Consider the following 18,224-nt stretch of genomic DNA (forward strand, 5'->3'; position numbering starts at 1 on the left):
AGTCCGCCACGGAAGACCACAGGCGCGCACGCGGAGACCCCCGGCGTGTGAACCGGAGCGCACGGCGCGGCGATGCGCGATGGTGGAGGCATGCATGCGAAGGACATCCTCATCGACGGCTACAACCGCATCCGGGAAGAAGTCCACGCCACCGTCGGGGGCCTCGGGCCCGACGAACTGAGCGCCCGCCCCTCCCCCGACACCAATTCCATCGCCTGGCTGGTCTGGCACCTCACCCGTGTCCAGGACGACCACGTCGCCGACGCCTTCGGCCTCGACCAGGTGTGGCTGTCCCAGGACTGGGAGAAGCGCTTCGGCCTCGGACTGCCCCGGCACGACACGGGCTACGGCCACAGTCCCGCCAAGGTCGCCAAGGTCCGGGTCGACTCCGGCGAGATGCTGACCGGCTACTACGACGCCGTGCACGACCAGACCCTCGAAGCCCTGCGCGGAGTGGCGGCCAAGGATCTGGAGCGCGTCGTCGACGAGCGCTGGGACCCGCCGGTCACCCTGGGCGTCCGGCTGGTCAGCGTCCTGTCCGACGATCTCCAGCACATCGGACAGGCCGCCTACCTCCGGGGGCTCCTTCAGAGCGCGGCCTCGTAGCCGGGCAGGACCACGTCCCGGATGAGCGCGTTCCGCTCGTCGAACGGGAGGAACGCGCTCTTCAGGGCGTTCACGGTGACCGTGCGCAGGTCCTCGACGGTCCAGCCCGCCTGCTCGGCCAGCAGGGACATCTCGCGGGTCATCGTGGTCCCCGACACGAGCCGGTTGTCGGTGTTCAGGGTGACGCGGAAGCCGAGGTCCTTCAGCGCGGTGATCGGGTGCTCGGCGATCGAGGTCGCGGCGCCGGTCTGGAGGTTGGAGGTCGGGCACATCTCCAGGGCGACACGCCGGTCGCGCACCCAGCCCGCGAGACGGCCGAGCTTGCCCGACGCGAGGTCGGGGATGTCGTCGGTGATGCGCACGCCGTGCCCGATGCGCTGGGCGCCGCACACCTGAAGGGCCTGGTGGATGCTGGGCAGGCCGTGCGCCTCCCCGGCGTGGATGGTGAACGGCACGTTCTCGCGGCGCAGGTGCTCGAAGGCCGCGAGGTGGTCGGCGGGCGGGAAGCCGTCCTCGGCACCGGCGATGTCGAAGCCGACGACACCGGCGTCCCGGAACGCCACGACCAGGTCGGCGATCTCCCGGCTGCGGTCGAACATCCGCATCCCGCACAGCAGCGTCCCGACCCGCACGGGCGTCCCGGCGGCCGCCGCCTTGGCCATGCCGGCCGCGAGCCCCTCCTGCACGGTCTCGACCACCTCGGGCAGGGTCAGCCCGCCCCTGACCATCAGCTCCGGGGCGTAGCGCACCTCGCCGTAGACGACACCGTCCGCGGCGAGGTCGAGCACGTACTCCTCGGCCGTGCGCACCAGGCCCTCGCGGGTCTGCATGACGGCGAGGGTGTGCTCGAAGGTGGCTATGTAGCGCACCAGGTCGCCGGAGTTGGCGGCCTCGTAGTACCAGGCGGCGAGTTCGGCGGGGTCGGTGGTGGGCAGGGTGTGGCCGACCGCGTCCGCGAGCTCCACCACGGTCGCGGGGCGCAGACCGCCGTCGAGGTGGTCGTGCAGCACGGCCTTGGGCAGCCGGCGGAGGGTGTCGGTGTCGATGCGGGGCGCGGTCATGTGCGTGTTCCTCTGGAGGCGCGTTCTCGGTCGGGTGCTCAGTCGGTGGCGGGCTGGAGCAGGTCCCAGCGGTTGCCGTACAGGTCCTGGAAGACGGCGACGGTTCCGTACGGCTCGTGCCGCGGTTCCTCCAGGAACGTGACGCCCGCGGCGGTCATCCGGGCGTGGTCGCGGGCGAAGTCGTCGGTGTGCAGGAAGAAGCCGACCCGCCCGCCGGTCTGGTCCCCGACCCGGCTGGCCTGCGCCTCCCCCTTGGCACGGGCGAGCAGCAGACCGCTGCCCGTTCCCGGGCTCCCGGGTTCGACGACGACCCAGCGCGACCCGTCGGGCCGGGGAGCGTCCTCGACGAGCCGGAACCCGAGGGCCTCGGTATAGAAGCGGATGGCCTCGTCGTAGTCGTCGACGACGAGGGTGACCAGGGCGATGCGTCGCATCAGGACCTTTCGGAGCGTGTGGTTGACGGGAGAGGTTATACGTAACACCCATGAGACGCAAAACAACCCGGGGATCTCTGTACCTACTGGTATGTACACTCGCGATCAACACCCCTACGGCTCCGAGGAGACCCCCGTGCCCTTCGTCCGCATCGACACGCTCCGGGCCGGCCCCGAGCGACTCGAAGCACTCGGCCGCGCCGTCCACGACGCCCTCGTCGAAACGATCGGCATTCCACCCGACGACCGGTTCCAGGTCCTGGTCGACCACGACGGCGCGAGCAGCACCCTCCGGTACGACGACTACCTCGGCGTACACCGCGACGACGGCATCGCCTACGTCGCGATCACGCTGCGCTCCGGTCGCACGCCCGCGCGGAAGCAGGCGCTGTACCGGAGGATCGCCGAGCTCGCGCACGCGTATGCGGGGACGGAGCCGAGGAACGTGTTCGTCGTCCTGACGGAGAACGGCCCGGCCGACTGGTCGCTCGGAGAGGGGCGGGCACAGTACCTCGGTCCTCAGGAGCCCTAGGTCTCCGGCCTACGCCCTCAGCCCGAGGTGGTGCGCCCGGCCACCCGCTAGCGTCACGGCCATGAAGATCACCGAGCCACCCCGCACGCCCGAGCAGCGCAAGGCGGACCTCCTGGACCGTATGGAGCGGGAGATCGACGTCTGGGTCGCCACGGCGGACACCGAGGGCGTGCCGTGCCTGGTCCCGCTCTGGTTCGTGTGGCATGACGAGTCCGTGTGGCTGTGCACTCGGCTGACCAATCCCACCGGCCGCAATCTGCGGGACGGCCGCCGGGCCCGGCTGGCCTTCGGGGACACCCGGGACGTCGTGCTCGTCGACGGCGACGTGGAGACCTTCCTGATGCCCGAGGTGCCGCCGGCGGCGGCCGAGGCGTTCCGCGCGAAGACCGGCTGGGATCCGCGCGAGGACCACGCGTCGTACGCGTTCTTCCGGGTGCGGCCGCGCGCGGTGCAAGCCTGGTGCGAGGTGCACGAGTTGCCGCGGCGGCATCTCATGCGGGACGGGGCCTGGGTGGTCTGACCGGTCAACCGCCCGCCGCTCGCGACCCGTTCAGCCGGTCCAGTTCCCCGTCCGTGAGGCGGATCGCGCCCGCCGCCACGTTCTCCGTCAGGTGGCCGGGGTCGCCCGTGCCGGGGATGGCGAGCACGTGGGGGCCTTGGTGCAGCGTCCAGGCGATGCGGATCTGCGCGGGGCTCGCGCCGTGGGCCCGGGCCACGGCTCGGACCTCCTCGTCGTGGGCGGTGGCGGCGCCGCGCTCCCCGTTCTCGCCGGCGACGGCGTAGAACGGCACGAAGGCGATGCCCTGTTCGCCGCAGGTCCGCAGCAGTTCGTCGGTCGTGGGGTCGGGCCGGTCGATGGCGTACCGGTTCTGTACGCAGACCACCGGCGCGATGGCCTGTGCCTCGGCGAGATGGCGGGGCTCGACGTTGGAGATGCCCAGGTGGCGTATCAGCCCGGCCTCGCGCAGTTCCGCGAGGGCGCCGAAGTGCTCGGCGATCGAGTCGTACTTCGGCATCCGGCGCAGGTTGACCACGTCCAGATGGTCGCGGCCGAGCTGGCGCAGGTTCTCCTCGACGTGCCCGCGCAGGTCCTCGGGGCGGGCCGAGGTGCCCCACTCCCCGTCGTAGGTCCGGTGGGGACCCACCTTGGTGACGATGACCAGGTCGTCGGGGTACGGCGCCAGCGCGCTGTTGATGAGTTCGTTGGCGGAGCGCAGCGACGAGAAGTAGAAGGCGGCCGTGTCGATGTGGTTCACGCCGAGGTCGATCGCTGTGCGCAGGACGGCGATCGACCGGTCGCGGTCACTCGGAGTGCCGAGATGGAAGGCGGCGCTGCCCGTCAGCCGCATCGCGCCGAGACCGAGGCGGTAGACGGGCAGGTCGCCGAGTTTCCAGGTGCCCGCGGCGTCCGCGGTGATCGTCTGTGAGCTCATCGACGGAGTCTCACACACGGCTCGCCGTCAGCAGTAGAGATTGCCGCCCGGTGACGTCCCGAGGATCTGCGTGAACCGCTGGTAGTTGTTCACACGGCTCTGCACCTGCGCCGGGTTCTTGCCGTCGCACTCCAGGGAGCCGTTGATGCTGCGGATGGTCTGGCCGAATCCGGCGCCGTTCACCATGGCGTTGTGCGGGGTCATGGTGCCGGGGCCGGTCTGGGTGTTCCAGTACCACAGGGCGGTCTTCCAGGCGACGGCCGCGTCGTTCTGGACCAGCCAGGGGTTGCCCAGCAGGTCGATGCCGAGCGCGTCGCCCGCGGCCTTGTAGTTGAAGTTCCAGCTCAGCTGGATCGGGCCGCGCCCGTAGTAGGCGGCCTGGCCGGCCGGGCAGCCGTAGGGCCGGCTCCAGTCGCAGTAGTGGGGGTAGTTGGCGGTGTTCTGCTCCACCACGTGCACCAGTCCGCCGGTCTCGTGGCCGACGTTGGCGAGGAAGGCGGCGGCCTCCTGCTTCTTCACCGTGTCGCTGCCGGTGTTGGCGAAGCCGGGGTAGGCGCTCAGGGCCGCCGTCAGCCCGCTGTAGGTGTAGAAGGGGTTCCGGTTCGGGAACATCTGGTTGAACTGCGCCTCGGTCACGACGAAGCGCGCGTCGGGCGTGCCCGGACCGCTGTCGCAGGCGTACGGCTCCCAGTACCAGGTGCTGATGGTCGGGTCGTAGCCCGGGTTGGCGTGCTCGGCGATGTACGCCTTGCCGTCGGTGTAGCGGACGATGTCGCCGGCGGCGTAGGACTTGCCCGCCACCCAGTTGGGATAGCTGGAGCACGCGGCGGCGGAGGCGCTGGTGGCCGGCAGGAGCACCGGTGCGGTGCCCGCGAGGGCGAGGGCGGCCAGGACGGCGGAGACACGGCGTCTCGACACGGGATCAACTCCTTTGCGGGACACGGCCGCACCCGGCAAGGCAGGGTGAAGCGCAGCCGTGGCGCGGCCGTGGTGGGGGGTTGTCGGAGGCACACTCAACCGCGTTGGTCTGTACCAGTCAAGGGTGTAGACCAGTCAGGTGCGCCGGGTTCCGCTCAGGAGCTCACACGCGGGCCGACTCCGCCAGCGTCGCGGCCAGCCGGTCCAGCAGGGACCGCAGCAGTTCGTCGTCCCCCTCGCCGAGCTCGGGCCAGCCGGCGCGCACGGCGCGGTCGAGCCGCTGCACGTACTCCTGGCCGCGAGGAGTGAGGCGGGCGAGAATGCGACGGCGGTCGAACGGGTCGACCCGGCGGTGGACGAGGTTCTGGTCGACGAGCTGGTCGACCAGCTTGGTCAGCGTCGGAGGCGGCAGAAAGGCGACCTCCGCGATCGCCGTCATGTGGTGCCCCTCGCCGTCGGACAGCAGCGTCAGCACCCGCCACGCGTCGAGCGAGCAGCCCTGCTCCTCCAGCACGGCCTGCAACCGCCGCGCCGCCAGCCGCTCGGCCCGCGTCAGCAGGTGCACCAGCTCGTCGGGCCGGCGCGGCGTTGGGGTAGGCATCCTGCTCCTAGTGCGACAAGAGGTGCGTCCATCCTAGGAGACGCACTGGAGTTCGTACGGCGGAGCCGGAATCATGACGCCATGGTCCGGCACGATCTCCCCGCGCCCGAGTGGTTCACGGCCGACGACTCCGTCCTCGGCGTGGCGCTCGTCTTCCCCTTGCAGGGGCCGGCCGGGATCTTCGGGCCCACCTGTGAGCTGTGCGCGCGGCTGGCCGCCGAGGAGGTCAACCGGGACGGCGGCGTGCTCGGCAGGGAGCTGAAGCTGGTGCCGGTCGACGGCTCGGGCGCTCCCCGCGAGGTCGCCGGCCATGTCGAGGCGCTGGTGGACCTGGGTGTCGTGCAGGGCGTCACGGGGTGGCACATCTCCTCGGTGCGACAGGCGCTGGCGCCGCGGATCGCGCACCGCGTCCCGTACGTGTACACCGCGCTGTACGAGGGTGGTGAGGACACGGCGGGCGTCTTCCTGACGAGCGAGACGCCGCGGGACCAACTGCGGCCCGCTATGGACCTGCTGGCGCGCGAGCGCGGGGTGCGGCGGTGGTTCGTCGTCGGCAACGACTACGTGTGGCCGCGGCGGACGGCACGGGCGGCGCGCGGGTACGCGCACGCCTCCGGCGGTTCCGTCGCCGGCGAGGTCTACCTCCCGCTCGGCACCCACGACTTCGAGCCGGTGCTGCGCGGCATCGAGCGCTCGGACGCCGACGGGGTGCTGATGCTGCTCGTGGGCAGCGACGCGGTGCGCTTCAACCGGGCGTTCGCGGCGCACGGACTGCATGCGCGCTGTCTGCGGCTGAGCACGCTGATGGACGAGAACATGCTGATGGCGAGCGGCCCGGCGGCCACCGAGGACCTCTACAGCACGGCCGGGTTCTTCGCCTCGCTGGCCAACCGCGACACCCTCGACTTCCACGGTCAGTACGCGGCCCGCTACGGCGTCGAGGCGCCCGCCCTGGGCAGCCTCGGCGAGTCCTGCTACGAGGGCGTGCTGTTGCTGGCCGCGCTGCTGAAGCGGGCCGGGACACTGGACGTGTGCGCGATCGGTGCGGCGGCCGGCGCGGTGTCGTACGAGGGCCCGCGCGGACTGCTGCACCTGCGGGACAGCCATGTGCGCCAGCGCATCTACCTGGCCCGCGCCGACGGACTCGACTTCGACGTGCTGACGGAACTGGATCTGCGCGGCGCGCATCCCTGACGGGCTGGGGCGAACGACACACCCCGGGGGCGGCACCCCAGCGCCGCGCGACCGCGAGAATCAGTTCCATGAGTGCCACGCCCCTCGCCTCGCCGCCCCACCCCCTCGTCGCCCGCGCGCAGCGGCTCGCGCGCGATCTCCTCGTCCCGCACGCCGAGCGCGTCGACCAGGAGGGGGTGCCGGCGAGCCACATCGAGGCGGTGCGGCGGTCGGGGCTGCTCGGGCTGGGCGCGCCGCAGGAGTACGGCGGGGCGGACGCGCCCGTCGCCGTGGCGCGGGAGGTCGCGGAGATCCTGGCCGGGGCGTGTTGCTCCACATGGTTCGTGCAGACACAGCACCACACGCCGGTGAAGCTGCTCGCCACCTGCGACTCGCCGGTCCGGGAGAGGCTGCTGCCCCCGCTGGCGACCGGCGAGGCGCTGGCCGGCATCGCGTACGCGCACGTCCGTGCCTTCCCCCGGGTGCCCGTGCGGGCCGTGCCCGCGGGGGGCGGCTGGCGCTTCGAGGGCACGGTGCCCTGGTACACGGGCTGGGGTCTGAACGACGTGATGCTGCTGGCCGGTGTGACGGACACGGCCGAGGTGGTGTTCGTCGTCGCCGAGGCCCGCGAACAGCCGGGGATGCGCCCGTCGGCACCGATGCGGCTCGCGGCCCTCACCGCCGCCCGTACGGTCCGTCTGGAGCTGGACGGCCTGTGGGTGCCGCAGGACGCCGTGGTGCTGCGCACCCCGCAGGAGCAGTTCGCCCTGATCGACCTGCCCAGGGCCGCCAACACCAGTCCGGCCGTGTTCGGCGTGGCGAGCGCGGCACTGGACCTGGTGGCGGACACCCCGGACGGCCGGGAGCCGGCCCGGGCGCTGCGGGCCCGGCTCGACGAGGTGCGGCGGGAGGCCTACGCCCTGGCCGACCACCCCGTCCCGCACGAGTGCGTCCCGGAACGGCTGGCACTGAAGACCCGGGCGTACGAGGTGCTGCGGGCGGCCACGACCGCGGCGATCGTGGCCGGGGGCGGCCGGTCCATGACCCTGGACAGCCGGGCGCAGCGGCTGGCACGCGAGGGGATGTTCCTGCTGGTGCAGGCCCAGACGGCCGAGTCCCGCCGGACGCATCTCGGCGCGCTGGCGTCCGGCTAGAGCCGGGGCAGCGCCGACGGCTTGTCCGTGCGGGAGGGGGCCTTGCCGCAGAACTCCGCTTCGATCACGTTGATGTAGAGCGAGGGGTCCGGGAGCCAGTCACCGTTGATGTTGAACGTCAGCTGGTGCTTCCCGTCCTTCGTGCCGACCATCGCGGACAGGGAGCCGTTCGTTCGGCCGCTCTTGCCCACGACCTGCACACCGCAGGACAGCTGCGCGAACTCGACCCCGAGCCCGTATCCGAGCCCGCCGCCCGCGGGCACCTCGTCGAGCATCTCCTCCATCTGCTTGGGGGGCAGCAACTCGCCCCTGATCAGGGCCCGTTGGAAGCGGTTGAGGTCGCCGCTGGTGGAGATGACGTCGCCGGCCGCGCCCAGCCAGGTCATGTTCTGTTCGGTGGCGTCATGGACCGGGGCGTCCGGGGCCTCCTGGTGCAGCCGGGAGTAGCCGACGGGGTGGGGCTTCGGCATGTGGGGTGAGGTGCCGGGGAACGATGTGCCGCGCAGCTTCAGTGGCCGGACGATGCGGCGGGTGATCTCCTGGGCGTACGAGCGGCCCGTCGCCTTCTCGACGACCATCCCGGCGATGACGAAGTTGGTGTTCGAGTACACCGGCTTTGTCTCCGGGTCGGGCAGCGGCTGGTACTTCAGCGCGATCGCCACGAGTTCCTCGGGCGTGTGCGTGTCGTACCGGTGCTCCGGGAAGCCTGGACCGGCGGCGTCGTGGAGGAAGGCAGGGTCGTCGGTGTAGTTGGCGATGCCGCTGGTGTGGTTGAGGAGCTGACGCAGAGTGATCTGGTCGCCGTCGTAGCCGTTGCCCCGCACGAGGCCCGGCAGCCAACGCTCGACGGTGTCGTCGAGGCTCAGTCTGCCTTCCGCCTCCAGCTGGAGCAGGACGGTCGCGACGAACGTCTTGGTGATGCTGGCCCCGCGGAAGTGGTCGCCGGGGGAACGCTCGCGTCCCGTGGCGGTGTCGGCATGGCCGGCTTGCGCGAACCAACTCCCCTTGCCGTCCTGGACCTTGGCGGCCGCTCCGGGCAGTCCGCCCTTCTCGATGAGATCACGCAGTGCGGTCCGGGTCGCCTCGTGGCCGCGCGGCGACTGTGCCGCGTGTGCGGACGGGGCCAATGCCGCCGCTCCGGCGCATAACGCCACGGTCAGGCCGAATGAGACGGTGCGTGAAACCCGCTGCTTCATGATGTGTGCCTCCCGTTCACCGAGGGGCAGGGCTGCCCCTCGGTGCGGATGACGCCCAACCAGGCCCCAGGGTTGATCGTTGAGGCGGGAGGCCGACGAGCCCTAGCTCGCGAACGGCGCGAGCACCGCGGGTGCGGCAGGGGTCGTGGATGCGGTGGGTGCGGCGTCCTTGTCCGCGGGATGCCGCCACAGCCCTTGCGCGGCGAGCCTCGGCAGCACGCCCTCGCCGAACCAGTACGCCTCCTCCAGGTGGGGGTAGCCGGAGAGGATGAACTCGTCGATGCCGAGGGCGTGGTACTCCTTGATCCGCTCGGCGACCTCGTCGTGGCTGCCGACCAGGGCGGTGCCCGCGCCGCCGCGCACCAGGCCGATGCCGGCCCACAGGTTGGGGTGGATCTCCAGACGGTCACGCCGGCCGCCGTGCAGGGCGAGCATCCGCCGCTGCCCCTCGGACTCGCTGCGGCCGAGCCCGGCCTGCACCGACGCCACGGTCTCCGGGTCGAAGCCGTCCAGCAGCCGGTTCGCCTCGGCCCAGGCCTGCTCGGCGGTGTCGCGGGTGATGACGTGCAGCCGGATGCCGAAGCGGAGGGTGCGGCCCTCGCCGGTGGCCAGCGCCCGGATCCACGCGATCTTCTCGGCGACCTGGGCGGGCGGCTCGCCCCAGGTGAGATAGACATCGGCGTGCCGGGCGGCGATCTCTCCGGCGATGGGCGAGGAGCCGCCGAAGTACACCTGGGGAACGGGGTCGGGCACGCGGGCGAGCTTCGCGTCCCGCACCCGGAGGTGCTCACCGTTCAGGTCGACGTTTCCACCCTGCCACAACTCCCTGACGACGTGCAGGAATTCACCGGTCCGGTGGTATCGGCTGTCCTTGTCGAGGAAGTCGCCGAAGGCCCGCTGCTCCTGGTTGTCGCCGCCGGTGACGACGTTGAGCAGCAGCCGTCCGCCGGTCTGGCGCTGGAAGGTGGACGCCATCTGCGCGGCGAGGGTGGGCGAGATCAGCCCGGGCCGGAAGGCCACCAGGAACTTCAGGCGTTCGGTGTTCTGGCTGACCATCGCGGTGGTGAGCCAGGCGTCCTCGCACCAGGCGCCGGTGGGGGTGAGGGCCCCGGTGAAGCCCACCTCCTCGGCGGCGCGGGCGATCTGGCTCAGGTAGGCGACCGTCGGCGGCCGGTCGCGCCCGGACGCCGTGGCGGGGGTGCCTTGGCCGCCGCCGACGACATGGCGGCTGTCGCCGGTGGTGGGCAGGAACCAGTGGAAGGTGAGGGACACGGGGGATCTCCGATCGAGTGGAACGTCCGCCGGCGTGGCGGTGAGCGGGTGTCAGCCCGCCACGGCCAGCAGCGGGGTGCGGCCGAGCGCCGTGGAGAACTGGTCGACCACCTGGGTGAGCGCCTCGGCGGCGGCCGGTGCGACGGTCAGGGACCCGTCGTCGTGCACGGTGATGTCCTTGTCGAGGGTGAACCAGCCCTGCACCGTGTGGGCCGCGCCCATGGAGGTCAGCACCGGGCGCAGGGCGTAGTCGATGGCCAGGACATGGGCGACGCTGCCGCCGGTGGCGAGCGGCAGCACGGTCTTGCCGGTGAGTGCGTACTGCGGGAGCAGGTCCAGCAGGGCCTTGAGGACACCGGAGTAGGACGCCTTGTAGACGGGGGTGCCGACGACGACGCCGTCGGCCCGTGCGAACAACTCGGTGGCCTCGACGATCGCGGGGTGCCGGAAGTCCGCGCCGAGCAGGGCCTCGGCGGGGATGGTGCGGACGTCGAGCGGGATCACGTCGTGGCCCTGTGCGGTCAGCCGCTCGTCCAGGTGGCGCAGCAGTCGGCCGGTGCGGGAGGAGGCGGAGGGGCTGCCGGAGACGGACAGGACGGTGGCCATGGGGTCTCTTTCCGGGAGAGGGCGCGAGCGCGCGTGGCACCACCGAATTCGGGGACGCCGCGCTCAACGGGCGTGACTGGGCGCCGAATTCAGGCGTGAGGGAACGGTGTGAGGGAAACGCACGGCGCATGACGTCCCGTCGGCGCGACAGTGCGCGGCCGACGGCGCATACGGCGGCGGGGAGAAGCGGCGAGCCGGGAGACTCAGGCTGCGGCGCGACAGGAAGCGCTGGAGACGCGTGCGAGGTCGACGTGGCGTCGCCGCGTGAGGTCCAGTCGCATGGTCATGCCATCGATCGTGGCAGCGGGAGACGACGGCCGTCAAGGAAAGCGCGGCTCATCTCGCATCCCGGACCATGGATTTCAGTGGCGGTCCGGTTCCGTTCAGTCCTCGTCCGACGGAACCACCACGAGGAAGGCGTCCGACTCCAGGTCCATCACGACGGTAGCCGGCTCGCCCTCGGCGCGGCGGCGCGCCGCGTACTCCTCCGCCGGCCATGATCCGCGCGGGGACCCCGCGGGGAACCGCTCCAACACCTTCGCGCCGATGGCCGTAGACACGTCCGCTGCCCTTCCGTGTACCGCGCCGCCGCCTGCCGGCGACCTCGATCCGTCCTGTCGTACACATCCGCTTGCCCCCGATCGCCCCGGACATGTACCGCGCGACGGAAGTTCACGTCTCTACCAACCTCTACACATAAAGGAAAAATAAGAGCAGAATGTGCTTACGCGGCGCTTACCGCACACCCACCAGACGCGGTCGCCCTGCAAGACGAAGGAGACGAGTCATGGCCAACGTCTCGCACACCAGGGGTGACATCACCAGCCACCCCGACGCCTCCGAGATGCGGGATCGGTACGCCCGTGTGCTCGGCGGTCGTGATGTGGCGCTCGTGGACGGACCGGTGTTCCTGCTGGGTCTGTACTGCGCGGCCTCCCCGTGGATAGTCCACTACACGACCAGCCAGCCGCCGCTCGTGACCCACAACCTGATCATGGGCATAGCGATCGGTCTGCTGGCACTCGGGTTCACTCGCGCTCCGGAGCGCATGTACGGCCTGAGCTGGGCCATGTGCGCACTCGGGGTGTGGATGATCATCTCGCCGTGGGTCGTCGGCGACAGCCCGGACGCCGGCGTCGTGTGGAACAACATCGTCATCGGTGCGCTGGCTGTGATTCTGGGTCTGGCGTGCACCGCCACGGCGGCGAAGGCCTCCCCGAGGCCGTAGCCCCACCGGAAGGGAAACCGAAGGCCGGTCCGCATCCCGGACCGGCCTGTGCATGTCCGCGCCGGAGTGTGCCGGGCGTCCGGGCAGGCCGGGTGTCACCCGGCATCAGCGGCCCGCCGACCGCATCGCGGCGAGGCCCTCACGGCTGGACGGGTACCGCGGCGTCCACCCCAGCTCGCGCTCCGCCTTGGCGCAGGAGACCACCAGCCGCGACGACATCATCGTGTGCGCGTACGACATGGGTCTCATCAGCCAGAGCGGTACGGTCATCGGCTTCGGCAGTGCGAACACCCCGGCCACGGTCTCGACGTGGGCGCGGAAGCCGAGCGGGGTGCGGTCGGCGATGTTGTACGCCTGCCCGGGCCGGCCGCGTTCCACGGCGGCGACCACCGCCCGGGCCGCGTCGGTGAGTTCCACCCACGGCAGCACCCTGCCCCGGTCGGCGGGCACGGGCAGTTGCCGCCTGCGCAGCAGGGGCAGCAGGGCGTCGGTACCGCCGGGGCCGTAGAACAGGCCGAAGCGGAGCGCGACACCCTCCAGCGTCGCCGCCTCGAAGGCGAGCCGCTCCTTGGTCCGCATGGCCGCGATGTGCCGCTCCAGCTGCGGGGTCCTGCCGCGCGGGCCGAAGGGGTCGTCCTCGGTGACCGGGCGGTCGCCGTGGTCACCGTAGCCGTAGCCGAAGACCATCGACTCCACGAGGAAGCGGCGGGCACCGGTGACGCGGGCGGCTTCGACGAGGTGGGCCGTGCCCTCGGTGCGCAGCGCGTCGGTGGCGAACATGTCGCGGTCGCGCATGGGGGGCTTGCGCAGGGCGGTCGCGGCGTGGATCACGGTGTCGAAGTGGTGTCCGTCGACGGCGCGCAGCAGCGCGTCGCGGTCCATGAGGTCGGCGCGGACGCCGTTGTCCGGGCTCCGGCCGAGTCCGGTGACCTTGTGGCCGGCCTCGGTCAGGGCGCGGGTGACGTGCCGGCCGAGGACGCCGCTCGCGCCGGCGAGGAGGATGCTCTGGTTCTTCTGGATCGTCGTCATGACGATGCGACGGATGGGACGGGCGCAAATGTGACATCCAGGTGGATGTCACATCCCGGCGGGGCCGCCGGCTACGGCGTGTACTCGTACGGCGTCGTGGTGGTCAGCGGTGTGAAGCCCACGCGCTCCAGGATGGGGCGGCTCTGGCTGGAGGCGTCGACCTGGAGGTAGCGGTGGCCGCGTGCCGCGGCGGCGTGCGCGCGGTGGGCCACCAGGGCGCGGTAGATGCCGCGGCCGCGCCAGCCCTCGACGGTGCCGCCTCCCCACAGGCCGGCGAACGGTGTGCCGGGCACGAGTTCCATGCGGGCCGCGCTCACCGGCTCGTCGCCGGCCATCGCCACGACGGCGACGACGGTGTCCGGGTCGGCCGAGAGGCGGGCGAGGAGCTGCTCGCGCAGCCAGGTGCTGTCCGCGCCGAACGCCTTCTCGTGGACGTCGGCCACGAGATCCACGCCCCGCGGATCGGTGACCGGCACGAGGCGGACGCCCTCGGGAGGTTCGGCGTCGAGGGACAGGGCGGCTATCTCGCCGATCATCAGCGTCTCCTCGGGTTCGGGCCTGAACCCGGACGCACGCAGCCGCTGCCCGAGGTCCGCCGGCCGGTCGTGCCCGTACAGCTTCCACTCGAAGTCGAGGCCGAGCCCGGCGTAGTGGGCGATCTGCCCGGCGATCGCCTCGTCCGCCGCCGCCTCGTCGAGGGCGGACCACAGGACGCCGTTCCAGCCCTGTGCGCCGGCGACCTGGCGCACCACGTCGCCGGTCCGCTCGACGCGGACGCCGGGGCCGTCCGGCCGCGCCCCCTCGCGCAGTTCGCGGTCGAACAGGGCGAGCAGCGCGGTGTGGTCCATCTGAGTCATGGGCACACCCCAGCACGCGCCCGGGCAGCCGGGCAACGCAATTGTTCGATGCGGCCGTACGCCTCCGGCGGTCGTACAGTCCTGGTGATCACGTCGTCATCAGGAAGGGCCGGGGCCATGGTCGTGAAGGACACGGAACTCCCGTACCTGCGCCGCTGCGTGGAGCTCGCGGCCGAGGCGCTCGAAGCCGGGGACGAGCCGTTCGGTTCGGTCCTGGTCGGCGGGGACGGCACGGTCCTCGGCGAGGACCACAACCGGGTGGCCTCGGGCGATCGCACGCGGCATCCCGAGTTCGAACTGGCGCGCTGGTCGGCGGCCCGGCTCACGCCCGAGGAGCGGGCGGCGGCCACGGTCTACACCTCCGGCGAGCACTGCCCGATGTGCGCGGCCGCGCACGCCTGGGTCGGTCTGGGACGCATCGTCTACGTCGCCTCGTCCGAACAGCTCGCCTCCTGGCTGAGCGAGTTGGGGGTCGCGGCGCCGCCGGTGCGGACACTCCCCGTTCACGAGGTCGCACCGGGTGTGGTCGTGGACGGTCCGGTGCCCGAACTGACGGAACGGGTGAGGGAGCTGCACGTGCGGTTCCATCGGGGACACGACTGAGACGCCCGGGCGGTTCCGGCCCGCAGGCCCCCTCTGCCGGGGCCTCGCGAGGCCGGCCGCCCGAGATGCATGGCCACACTGGCGAACGTACGATCGAATTCAATAGACCAGGCGTACGCCTCGGTCTCCCCGACGGGGGGAGGCGCGTCTCCTTGCTGTCGGCACGTCGGCTGATGGCCGCCCAGATCGCCCTCGTCACGGCTGCCACCATCGTGTACATGACCGTCCCGGCGGCGGCTCCCGCCCTGTGGGCCGTCATCGGGCTCGCCGGCGTCGTCGCCGTGGTGACCGGCATCCGTGTCCACCGGCCCGCCCATCAGTGGCCCTGGTGGTTCCTGGCCGGCGGACTGCTCACCTTCATCGCGGGCGACACGTACTACAACGTGCTGGAGGAGTACTTCGACGCCTCCAACCCGTTCCCCTCCCCCGCCGACGCCTGCTACCTCGCCACCTACCCGCTCTTCGCGATCGGTCTGTCGGGGCTCGTCCGGCACCGGTGGCCCGACCGCGACCTGCCGAGCCTGCTCGACGCGCTGATCATCACCGCGGGCCTCGCGCTGCCGGTGTGGGTGTACCTGGTGCAGCCGCTGACCGTGGTGCATGGGCTGACCTGGCAGCAGCGCGCCATCAGCATCGCCTATCCCCTCGGGGACGTCCTCGTGCTGGCCCTGCTGGCCCGGCTGCTGATCCCGAGTCCGCTCGACGGGCCCAACCGAGCCGTGCGGCTGCTGGTCGTGGGCACGGTGACACTGCTCGGCTTCGACATCGCGTACGGGATCCTGCAACTGAACAACCTGTGGCAGACCGGCACCCTGCTGGACCTCGGCTGGATCGCCTTCTACACCGCCTGGGGCCTGGCCGCCCTGCACCCCTCGATGGTCGCGCTGACCGCCTCCGTGCCGCAGCGCGAGTCCCTGCTGCCGCCGCCGCGCCGACTGGTCATGCTCACCGTGGCCACGCTCGTCGCTCCGGGCATCCTGCTGTACGAGGGGCTGAGCAAGCAGACACGGGACGCCGCCGTGATCGCGGCCTTCTCGGGCGTGCTGTTCCTGCTGGTGATCCTTCGGCTGGCGGGGATGGTCGTGGCCCATCGCCATGCGGTGACGCGGGAGCTCGCGCTGCGCGGAGCCGCCGCCTCGCTGGTCTCGGCCTTCCGGCAGGACGAGGTCGACCAGTCCTGCGGTACGGCGGTCGACCGGCTGATGGGGCCGGACGTACCGCACCGGACCCTGCTCCTGCCGACGGAGCGCGCGGCGGACCTCGGCGCGCACGGCACCCGCCTGATGAGCCCGGCCGCCCTCGAACCCGGCGTCGCCGCCGCACTGGTCGGCCTGCCCTGTGTCCTGGTCTGCCCCATGACCCAGCCGGACCGTCCGGCCGGGGCCGTCCCGGGTGTCCTGCTGGTCGCCGCCTCCGAGCGGCAGCTCACCGAGACCTGGGGCTCGCTGGAGATCCTGGCGTCGCACGCGGGCCTGGTCATGGAGCGGGTCGCGCTGCGCCAGGAGGTGGTCCGGCGGGAGAACGAGGCGTACTTCCGCACCCTCGTCCGCAACGCCTCCGACGTCATCCTGATCCTCGAGGACGACGACACGATCCGGTACGCCAGCCCGTCCGCGCGGTCCGTGTTCGGCACCGACGACCTCATCGGCGTCCCGCTGCCGGACCTGGTGGACCCCGGGGACCGGGAGCGGGCCGCCCGGGAGCCGGCCGCCGTACGGGAGAGGGGGGCGCGGGCCGGACACGACCACTGGTGGGTGCGGCGCCGGGAAGGGCGGGTCGAGGTGGAGGTGCGGTGCAGCGACTTCCGGGACGAGCGGACCGTCTCCGGCCTGGTGGTGACGCTGCGGGACGTGACCGAACAGCGACGGCTGGAGCAGGAGCTGACACAGCGGACCTTCCACGACTCGCTGACCGGTCTGCCCAACCGGACGCTGCTGCTGGAGCGAATCGAACGCGCCCTGCTGCGCGGCCGCCGCGAGTCGTCCCTGACCTGTCTGCTCTTCATCGGCCTGGACGACTTCAAACTGGTCAACGACACGATGGGGCACCGGGCCGGCGACCATCTGCTGATCGCCGTCGGAAACCGGCTGTCCCGGACGCTGCGGCGCACCGACACCGCGGCCCGGCTCGGCGGCGACGAGTTCGCCGTGCTGATGGAGGGCGCAAAGCAGCCGCTCGCCGCCGAGCTGCTGGCGGCCCAGGTGATCCAGACGCTGGGCCGGCCGTTCGACCTGGCCGACGAGTCGGTGACGATCACCGCCAGCGTGGGCGTGGCCACCGCGCGCGACAGCACGGACGCGGAGGAGCTGCTGGGCCACGCCGACCTCGCGCTGTACGCCGCGAAGGCGGCGACGGTCCGGGTGCTCGATCACCTGGTCAGCCTGGGGGTGAGCACCCTGAACACGGACCGGCTGACCATCGTGGAGGTTCCGCTGGTGAACCCCGCGGACCTGGACGCGGTCGCCGCGTATCTGTGGGAGGAGGGCGTCTACGTGACGCTCGCCGCCTGTCCGCTCGTGCCCCGCGACCGGGTCGGCTTCCGCATCCAGGTCACGGCGCTCAACTCGGACGACGACATCGACCGCCTCAACTCGGCCCTGACCCGGCTGTCCGAGCGTTTCCCCCTGCGGCTGAAGGGCTAGCGTGCCATGACGACGCACAACGACGACGTGGACTGGGACCGCTGGCCGGTCGCCGACTACCTCCGCGAGAACTACCGCGAGGTGCATCCTGCGGACGCGGCGGTCATCGCGCACCACAGCGCCTTCTACCGTCGCTTCCGTCCCGGCGCCATCGCCCGCTCGGTCGAGTTCGGGGCGGGGCCCAACCTCTACCCTCTGATCCTCGCGTCCGCCGTGAGCCGCGGGATCGACGCCGTGGAGGCGGGCGCGGGCAACGTCGCCTACCTCCAGGACCAGATCTGCCACCGCCTCGACGCGAGCTGGCTCCCCTTCCACGCGCTGTGCCGGCGGCTCAACCCGGACGTGCCGGCGACCCTGGCCGGGGCGCTGGCGCATGTGAACGTCGTGCACGCCGACGTCCGGACCCTGCCGGCCGGCTCGTACCAACTCGCCTCCATGCACTTCGTCGCCGAGCGCGCGACGGAGGACTTCGCGGAGTTCGCCGACTTCTGCCGCACGTTCGTCCGCACCGTCGAGCCGGGTGGCCACCTGGTCGCCGCGTTCATGGAGAACATGCCGACGTACCGCATCGGCCCGGCGTCTCGCTGGCCGGGCTGCCCGGTCAGCCCGGCCGCTGTGACCGAGGTCTTCACCCCGGTGACCCGGGACCTGGACGTCACCCACATCGACGCGGACCCGACCCTGCCGGACTACGGCGATTCCGGGATGGTGCTGCTGACGGGGGTGGCGGAGGCGGTCTGAGGGCGCCGCCTCCGGCGCAGTACGACTCCACCGAGCACCAGTGCCGCGCCCGCCGCGACGGTCTGGAGCGTGTGGTCCGCGCCCGTGTGGGCGAGGGCGCCGTGGGCATGGGGGGCGGCGGGCGCGGCACTGGTGCTC

22 protein-coding genes are annotated in these 18,224 nt (G+C 71.8%); 9 read left to right on the forward strand and 13 right to left on the reverse strand.

Annotated features, from left to right (window positions below):
* Positions 1 to 90: 90 nt before the first annotated feature.
* A complete protein-coding gene (locus CCL05_RS11470; protein ID WP_143589871.1) occupies positions 91 to 606 on the forward strand; it encodes a mycothiol transferase in 516 nt (171 codons plus the stop codon).
* Here CCL05_RS11470 and CCL05_RS11475 read toward each other — a convergent pair.
* Both CCL05_RS11475 and CCL05_RS11480 read right to left on the reverse strand, forming a co-directional pair.
* On the reverse strand, positions 588 to 1,667 hold the full coding sequence (locus tag CCL05_RS11475; RefSeq protein WP_086560398.1) for an adenosine deaminase: 1,080 nt from the start codon (positions 1,665 to 1,667) through the stop codon (positions 588 to 590). The two genes, CCL05_RS11470 and CCL05_RS11475, sit on opposite strands and share 19 nt — an antisense overlap.
* A 38-nt stretch (positions 1,668 to 1,705) precedes the next feature.
* On the reverse strand, positions 1,706 to 2,101 hold the full coding sequence (locus CCL05_RS11480; RefSeq protein ID WP_086560399.1) for a VOC family protein: 396 nt from the start codon (positions 2,099 to 2,101) through the stop codon (positions 1,706 to 1,708).
* A gap of 136 nt (positions 2,102 to 2,237) precedes the next feature.
* Between CCL05_RS11480 and CCL05_RS11485 the strand changes: the two genes are divergently transcribed.
* The gene (locus tag CCL05_RS11485; RefSeq protein ID WP_086560400.1) at positions 2,238 to 2,633 is read left to right on the forward strand and encodes a tautomerase family protein; all 396 of its coding nucleotides are present in this window, start codon (positions 2,238 to 2,240) and stop codon (positions 2,631 to 2,633) included.
* Between the two features lie 61 nt (positions 2,634 to 2,694).
* The gene (locus tag CCL05_RS11490) at positions 2,695 to 3,153 is read left to right on the forward strand and encodes a pyridoxamine 5'-phosphate oxidase family protein (RefSeq protein WP_086560401.1); all 459 of its coding nucleotides are present in this window, start codon (positions 2,695 to 2,697) and stop codon (positions 3,151 to 3,153) included.
* A gap of 4 nt (positions 3,154 to 3,157) precedes the next feature.
* Here the strand turns inward: CCL05_RS11490 and CCL05_RS11495 are convergent, their stop codons facing one another.
* The 3 genes from CCL05_RS11495 to CCL05_RS11505 form a co-directional block, all read right to left on the reverse strand.
* Positions 3,158 to 4,066, reverse strand: a complete 909-nt coding sequence (locus CCL05_RS11495; RefSeq protein WP_167409547.1) for an oxidoreductase — start codon at positions 4,064 to 4,066, stop codon at positions 3,158 to 3,160.
* A gap of 27 nt (positions 4,067 to 4,093) precedes the next feature.
* Positions 4,094 to 4,984, reverse strand: a complete 891-nt coding sequence (locus tag CCL05_RS11500; protein ID WP_086560403.1) for a glycoside hydrolase family 19 protein — start codon at positions 4,982 to 4,984, stop codon at positions 4,094 to 4,096.
* 163 nt (positions 4,985 to 5,147) lie between these two features.
* A complete protein-coding gene (locus tag CCL05_RS11505; RefSeq protein WP_086560404.1) occupies positions 5,148 to 5,585 on the reverse strand; it encodes a MarR family winged helix-turn-helix transcriptional regulator in 438 nt (145 codons plus the stop codon).
* A gap of 81 nt (positions 5,586 to 5,666) precedes the next feature.
* On the opposite strand from CCL05_RS11505, the gene CCL05_RS11510 reads away from it, so the two are divergent.
* A complete protein-coding gene (locus CCL05_RS11510; RefSeq protein ID WP_086560405.1) occupies positions 5,667 to 6,779 on the forward strand; it encodes a substrate-binding domain-containing protein in 1,113 nt (370 codons plus the stop codon).
* 68 nt (positions 6,780 to 6,847) lie between these two features.
* Entirely contained in the window at positions 6,848 to 7,912 is a 1,065-nt protein-coding gene (locus tag CCL05_RS11515; protein WP_086560406.1) for an acyl-CoA dehydrogenase family protein, read from the forward strand.
* Here CCL05_RS11515 and CCL05_RS11520 read toward each other — a convergent pair.
* The 5 genes from CCL05_RS11520 to CCL05_RS45180 form a co-directional block, all read right to left on the reverse strand.
* A complete protein-coding gene (locus CCL05_RS11520) occupies positions 7,909 to 9,108 on the reverse strand; it encodes a serine hydrolase domain-containing protein (protein WP_086560407.1) in 1,200 nt (399 codons plus the stop codon). The genes CCL05_RS11515 and CCL05_RS11520 overlap by 4 nt on opposite strands.
* Positions 9,109 to 9,210: 102 nt before the next feature.
* Positions 9,211 to 10,380: an LLM class flavin-dependent oxidoreductase gene (locus CCL05_RS11525; RefSeq protein WP_086560408.1), complete on the reverse strand. Its 1,170-nt coding sequence runs from the start codon at positions 10,378 to 10,380 to the stop codon at positions 9,211 to 9,213.
* Positions 10,381 to 10,431: 51 nt separating this feature from the next.
* The gene (gene ssuE / locus CCL05_RS11530) at positions 10,432 to 10,986 is read right to left on the reverse strand and encodes an NADPH-dependent FMN reductase (RefSeq protein ID WP_086560409.1); all 555 of its coding nucleotides are present in this window, start codon (positions 10,984 to 10,986) and stop codon (positions 10,432 to 10,434) included.
* A 203-nt stretch (positions 10,987 to 11,189) separates the two neighbouring features.
* Positions 11,190 to 11,273, reverse strand: coding sequence for a putative leader peptide (locus tag CCL05_RS47455; protein WP_350710819.1), 84 nt, complete (start codon positions 11,271 to 11,273; stop codon positions 11,190 to 11,192).
* A 96-nt stretch (positions 11,274 to 11,369) separates the two neighbouring features.
* Positions 11,370 to 11,546: a hypothetical protein gene (locus CCL05_RS45180; RefSeq protein WP_167409548.1), complete on the reverse strand. Its 177-nt coding sequence runs from the start codon at positions 11,544 to 11,546 to the stop codon at positions 11,370 to 11,372.
* Between the two features lie 227 nt (positions 11,547 to 11,773).
* On the opposite strand from CCL05_RS45180, the gene CCL05_RS11535 reads away from it, so the two are divergent.
* A complete protein-coding gene (locus tag CCL05_RS11535) occupies positions 11,774 to 12,214 on the forward strand; it encodes an SPW repeat protein (protein WP_086560410.1) in 441 nt (146 codons plus the stop codon).
* A gap of 105 nt (positions 12,215 to 12,319) precedes the next feature.
* On the opposite strand, the gene CCL05_RS11540 is transcribed toward CCL05_RS11535, so the two are convergent.
* Both CCL05_RS11540 and CCL05_RS11545 read right to left on the reverse strand, forming a co-directional pair.
* Positions 12,320 to 13,243 (reverse strand): NAD-dependent epimerase/dehydratase family protein, encoded by a 924-nt coding sequence (locus tag CCL05_RS11540; protein ID WP_086560411.1) that lies wholly within the window; start codon positions 13,241 to 13,243, stop codon positions 12,320 to 12,322.
* A gap of 71 nt (positions 13,244 to 13,314) precedes the next feature.
* Entirely contained in the window at positions 13,315 to 14,091 is a 777-nt protein-coding gene (locus CCL05_RS11545) for a GNAT family N-acetyltransferase (RefSeq protein ID WP_086560412.1), read from the reverse strand.
* Between the two features lie 126 nt (positions 14,092 to 14,217).
* Between CCL05_RS11545 and CCL05_RS11550 the strand changes: the two genes are divergently transcribed.
* From CCL05_RS11550 to CCL05_RS11560, 3 genes are all read left to right on the forward strand, one after another.
* Positions 14,218 to 14,703 carry a nucleoside deaminase gene (locus CCL05_RS11550; RefSeq protein ID WP_086560413.1) on the forward strand — a complete coding sequence of 162 codons (486 nt, stop codon included), beginning with the start codon at positions 14,218 to 14,220 and terminating at the stop codon, positions 14,701 to 14,703.
* A gap of 173 nt (positions 14,704 to 14,876) precedes the next feature.
* Positions 14,877 to 17,345 carry a sensor domain-containing diguanylate cyclase gene (locus CCL05_RS11555; protein ID WP_244204249.1) on the forward strand — a complete coding sequence of 823 codons (2,469 nt, stop codon included), beginning with the start codon at positions 14,877 to 14,879 and terminating at the stop codon, positions 17,343 to 17,345.
* 6 nt (positions 17,346 to 17,351) lie between these two features.
* Positions 17,352 to 18,086, forward strand: coding sequence for a methyltransferase (locus CCL05_RS11560; RefSeq protein ID WP_086560414.1), 735 nt, complete (start codon positions 17,352 to 17,354; stop codon positions 18,084 to 18,086).
* On the opposite strand, the gene CCL05_RS11565 is transcribed toward CCL05_RS11560, so the two are convergent.
* The coding region (locus tag CCL05_RS11565) for an LPXTG cell wall anchor domain-containing protein (protein ID WP_143589872.1) at positions 18,035 to 18,224 on the reverse strand (190 nt) is incomplete at its 5' end. The genes CCL05_RS11560 and CCL05_RS11565 overlap by 52 nt on opposite strands.

Source organism: Streptomyces africanus, assembly GCF_002150735.1.
GTDB classification, from domain to species: domain Bacteria; phylum Actinomycetota; class Actinomycetes; order Streptomycetales; family Streptomycetaceae; genus Streptomyces; species Streptomyces africanus.